The 4,866-nt window shown below is 55.4% G+C and carries 3 protein-coding genes; 2 read left to right on the top strand and 1 reads right to left on the bottom strand.

Features of this window, described 5'->3' with window-relative positions:
- Window positions 1-94: 94 nt before the first annotated feature.
- Together PG731_RS09030 and PG731_RS09025 are read left to right on the top strand one after the other, a co-directional pair.
- Complete coding sequence (locus PG731_RS09030; protein ID WP_270773471.1) at window positions 95-3,271, top strand: type I restriction endonuclease subunit R; 3,177 nt, start codon at window positions 95-97, stop codon at window positions 3,269-3,271.
- A gap of 36 nt (window positions 3,272-3,307) precedes the next feature.
- Window positions 3,308-3,841: a restriction endonuclease subunit S gene (locus tag PG731_RS09025; RefSeq protein WP_270773470.1), complete on the top strand. Its 534-nt coding sequence runs from the start codon at window positions 3,308-3,310 to the stop codon at window positions 3,839-3,841.
- Here the strand turns inward: PG731_RS09025 and PG731_RS09020 are convergent.
- Window positions 3,838-4,764, bottom strand: coding sequence for a site-specific integrase (locus tag PG731_RS09020; RefSeq protein WP_006681516.1), 927 nt, complete (start codon window positions 4,762-4,764; stop codon window positions 3,838-3,840). The two genes, PG731_RS09025 and PG731_RS09020, sit on opposite strands and share 4 nt — an antisense overlap.
- Window positions 4,765-4,866 lie beyond the last annotated feature (102 nt).

Here is a 4,866-nt window from a genome sequence, read left to right as displayed (position 1 = left end):
TCTTGCTAAGAAACCTCGACTCCCTCATCACCCTTCATCAGCGTAAGCAAAATACGACGCACCCCCACGCTCTATCGCCAGAAAAGGAGGCGGCATGATTTTCGAGAACGAAGCCCAGTTCGAAGAGGCTCTCATCGCCAATCTCAAGAACAACGGCTGGGATGACAAGGACGGAGTTCTCTGGAACCCCACCGAGAAGCAACTCGTAGACAACTGGGCCTCCATTATCTTCGAGAACAACAACAACATCGATCGCCTGAACGGCTGTCCCCTTACTGACTCTGAGATGGCGCAAATCCTGGAGCAGGTGACGTCCCTGCGGACCCCGCTGAAACTCAATGCTTTCATCAACGGCAAGACCGTGGCCATTACGCGAGACAATGCAGACGATAAGCTCCACTGCGGCAAGGAGGTCTCCCTCAAGATCTTCCATGCGCAGGAGATTGCCACTGGTCAGACGCGGTACCAGATCGCACAGCAGCCCCAGTTCACCACGTCGAGCAAACTGACAGGTGTCCGCCGTGGCGACGTGATGCTGCTCATTAACGGCATGCCGGTGATCCACATCGAGCTCAAGCGCACGGGGGTCCCTGCGAGCCAGGCCGTTAACCAGATCGGCAAGTACCTGCACGAGGGAGTTTTCACCGGCATCTTCTCCCTGGTACAGGTGTTCGTCGCCATGAACCCTGAAGAGATGCTCTATTTCGCGTCCCCCGGCACAGGAGGGAAGATCAATGAGCGCTTCTGTTTCCATTGGGCGGACTTCAATAACGAACCCGTCAACGATTGGAAGACCATCGCCTCTAAATTCCTCTCGATTCCCGAAGCGCACCAGCTCATCGGCTCCTACACTGTCGCCGACGACTCCGACGGCGCACTCAAGGTCATGCGCAGCTACCAGCTCTACGCGGCGCGTGCGATTTCCGACCGCGTTGCCAAGGTGAACGCTCGCAAGCAATGGGGAATGCCGGGCATTCGTGGCGGGTACATCTGGCACACCACGGGTTCTGGAAAGACCATGACAAGCTTCAAGAGTGCGCAGCTCATCGCTAACTCTAGAAAGGCTGACAAGGTGGTCTTCCTCATGGACCGCATCGAGCTGGGAACCCAGAGCCTTGCCGAGTACCGCGCGTTCGCGGCAGCCGACGACGCTGTGCAGGGCACGGAGAACACCGCGGAGCTACGCAGCCGGCTCAAGAGTAGCTCCGTCAACGACATGCTGATCGTCACCTCCATCCAGAAGATGAGCCTCATCCGCTCCGAGGAGGGCGGTATCACCGATTCTGACCTGGAGCAGATGAGGGGCAAGCGCATCGTGTTCATCATCGACGAATGCCATCGCTCGACCTTCGGCGACATGCTACGCACGATCAAGAACACCTTCCCCGACGCCCTGTTCTTCGGGTTCACGGGCACTCCCATCCACGAGGAGAACGCAAAGAAGATGTCCACCACCACGGACGTCTTCGGCGACGAGCTACACCGCTATAGCATCGCTGACGGCATCCGCGACGGCAACGTGCTGGGGTTCGACCCCTACATGGTGTGCACCTTCAAGGACACCTCTGTGCGCGAGGCAGTGGCGCTGAACAAAGCCAAGGCGGACAGCGTTGGCGACGCCCTCTCGGACGACCGCAAGAGCAAGGTCTACTACTACTGGATGGATACGTCCAAGGTCGGCATGGGCGACGTCAACGACAAGCCTGGTTCCGAGAAGCACGGCATCGAGCACTTCGTGCCGTCTGTCCAATATCAGGACGACGAGCATCGCAGGAAGGTGGTGGAGGATATCCTGTCCGGCTGGGAGCGCATCTCCCATGGTGGTAAGTTCCATGGCCTCCTGGCCACCAGCTCCATTCCCGAGGCCATCGAGTACTTCAGGATGTTCAGGGACGAGGCCCCGCAGCTCAAGGTCACGGCGCTCTTCGACCCGAACATCGACAATTCGGGCGACAAGGCGATAAGCAAGGAGGAGGGCCTCAAGGAGATCATTGAGCATTACAACGCCACATACGGCAAGGAGTACACGATACCGACCCACGCGGCCATGAAGAAGGACATGGCTGCGCGCCTGGCTCACAAGAGACCGCATCTCAACGTCGAGAACCATCCCGAAGAAAGGATCGACGTCCTCATCGTGGTGGACCAGATGCTCACCGGATTCGACTCCAAGTGGATAAACATCCTCTATCTGGACAAGCTCATCGACTACGCCCTGCTCATCCAGGCGTTCAGTCGCACTAACCGTCTGTTCGCGGGCGACGAGAAGCCCTTCGGCATCATCCGTTACTACCGCAAGTCCCACACTATGCGCCGCAACATCGAGGAGGCGGTGAAGCTCTATTCCGGAGACAAGCCATTCGGCCTGTTCGCCAGCAAGCTACCCGAGAACATGGCCAAGTGCAACGAGCTGTTCGCCCAGATGGAAGCCGTCTTCAAGGAAGGCGGGAGCGAGGACTTCAGTAAGCTGCCCGAGAGTGACGCGGCCAAGGCGAAGTTCGCCGAGCTGTTCAACGAGTTCCACGAGCATCTTGAGGCTGCCAAGGTGCAGGGATTCTCCTGGGGCGATGCTGAGGTTTTCGGAGATCAGGACCCCGATACCGGATCAACCCAGATGGTCGAAGTCACGTTCGACGAGAGTCGCTTCAACGCATTGGTCCAAAGGTACAAGGAACTGAGCACGAGAATCGATCCTTCCGAGGACGGAACAGCGCCTGTTGCCCCGTTCGACATCAAGGGCTATCTCACCGAGATCGACACCGGGCATATCGACACCCAGTACATGAACGAGAACTTCACCAAGTGGCTTAAGGCGCTCGAGCAGGGAGATGTCTCGCCCGAGGAGCTCGACGCTCTCTACGCGAACCTCCATCGTACCTTCGCTACGCTGTCCCAGGAGGACCAGAGCTTCGCGGAGCTCTTCATCCACGACATCCAGTCTGGAGAGGTCTCGGTTGAGTCGGGAATGACGCTCAGGGACTACATCACCCGCTACGCCCAGCGTGCCCGGAACAAGCAGGTCGCCAAGCTCGTCGATGTCATCGGCGTTGACGAGGAGAAACTCGAGACCATGATGAGGCTTAACATCAACGAAGCCAATATTAACGACTTCGGAAGATTCGACGCGCTTGTGGGCACCGTTGACAAAGCTAAGGCCCGGGCATACTTCGAGAGGGTCGAGGGAACAAGGATCCCTCCCTTCAAGGTTAATGCCAGGGTCGACAAGCTGCTGAGGAGCTTCCTCGAGTCCGGTGGCATCGACATCGCATGACAAGCCTTAGGCCGGGATACGCTCCCGGCCTTTGTCATGCCAGCTTGGGAACAGCGTAAGTTCTCTGATTTTGTCACTGCATCCGGAATCAGGAACTCGGAGAATCTCGAACTACCTAGCTATTCCGTGACTAACGATCGCGGCTTCGTCCCCCAAGATGAACAGTTTGAAAACGGCGGAACGATGCATGAGGCCGATAAAACAAGCTATTGGATTGTTGAGCCGAATAGCTTTGCGTACAACCCTGCCAGAATCAATGTTGGTTCAATTGGCTATCAATCTACCAGCGGAAATGTAATTGTTAGCTCCCTTTACGAAGTCTTCCAGACTGACGAAACTTGCGACGATCGCTTTCTTTGGCATTGGTTCAAGACGCAGTTGTTTACACAGCAAATCGAAATGTTACAAGAGGGCGGTGTCAGGCTCTATTTCTTCTTCGATAAATTGTTGAAGAGTGAGATCAGTATGCCTTCGATAGATGAACAGAGACTCATCGGCGAGCAATTCGACCGGCTCGACCAGCTCATCACCCTTCATCAGCGTGAGCCACGATTTGCTGATACAGGTTAAATAAGAGTCGAAAGAGCCCTCATGACGATGTCAATGTCCTTGTTCTCGAGCTCTTGGATGACGTGCAGATAGGTTTCCTGAGTGGTGGTCATGCTTGCATGCCCGAGCCTTCGGGATACGCTGGCGATGGATACGCCAGCGAACAGCAAAAGTGATGCATGCGTATGCCGCAGCCCGTGGACGGATATGGCAGGCACGCCAACATTTTTGCAGTGGCGCGCTAAAACGCTGTTAGCCGTCGAGTTATAGACCTTTCCCTTCGCAAATATGGGCTCAGTCGGCGGAAGATCTTTGAGCAACCCAGAAAGTTGCATGATGAGTTGCCAGTCGAGTTGAACCTTCCGCACCGAGGAGGCGTTTTTCGTGGGGACGAATCCACCGCCGTTCTTGTAATCCCAGGTCTTGTTCACCGAAAGCGTTTGATGAGCGAAGTCAAAGTCTTCGGGGGTAAGCCCAAGGGCTTCGGAGAAGCGAAGGCCCGTTTTAGCGACTACGAGAATAAGCCAATCCCAACTCGGCCCGCCTGATAAATCAAGGTCGCCGAGCATGGCATGAAGCTCAAACTGATTGAGATACTTGATCTTTTTCGCACGCGGCTGTTTTCCTTTAATAATAGCCTTGCGCGTAGGGTCGCGGGGAATGAATCCTTCGTCAACTGCGTCAAGGATCGCCCCCTTAAGCTGATGGTGGAAGTCCATGGTTGTCTGGCGTTCGTGGTGCTCTGCGTAACCATTGATGAGCTGCTGGTACGAGGTCCGGTCCAGATCTTTTATCTTCAGGTCTGGAATCAGTTTGGCTAGCCAAGACTGCGTGAGACGGTACTTTCCCATGGTGACCTCACGGATGGCCCCTTCTTTGTAGACGCTAATCCATTGCGAGTAGTAATCGCAGAAAAGCGACTCTTCATTGATACTGATTGGCATTTTTACCCTCTTTCATCATGCGAGGTGGCTCACGCTGATGAAGGGTGATGAGGCGGTCGAGGTTTCTTAGCAAGATGCTTAAACTTTTTTGTTCCTTCAGTG

It is taken from the genome of Pauljensenia sp. OF14-1SRA, from assembly GCF_027694595.1.
Classification (GTDB): Bacteria; Actinomycetota; Actinomycetes; order Actinomycetales; family Actinomycetaceae; genus Pauljensenia; species Pauljensenia turicensis_B.
This window is presented reverse-complemented; position numbering and strand designations above follow the sequence as displayed.

What these genes read in the sequence shown, in the direction of transcription:
- PG731_RS09030 (WP_270773471.1), top strand. Translation starts at nt 95, where the DNA reads ATGATTTTCGAGAACGAAGCCCAGTTCGAAGAGGCTCTCATCGCCAAT.
- PG731_RS09025 (WP_270773470.1), top strand. Translation starts at nt 3,308, where the DNA reads ATGCCAGCTTGGGAACAGCGTAAGTTCTCTGATTTTGTCACTGCATCC.
- PG731_RS09020 (WP_006681516.1), bottom strand. Translation starts at nt 4,764, where the DNA reads ATGCCAATCAGTATCAATGAAGAGTCGCTTTTCTGCGATTACTACTCG.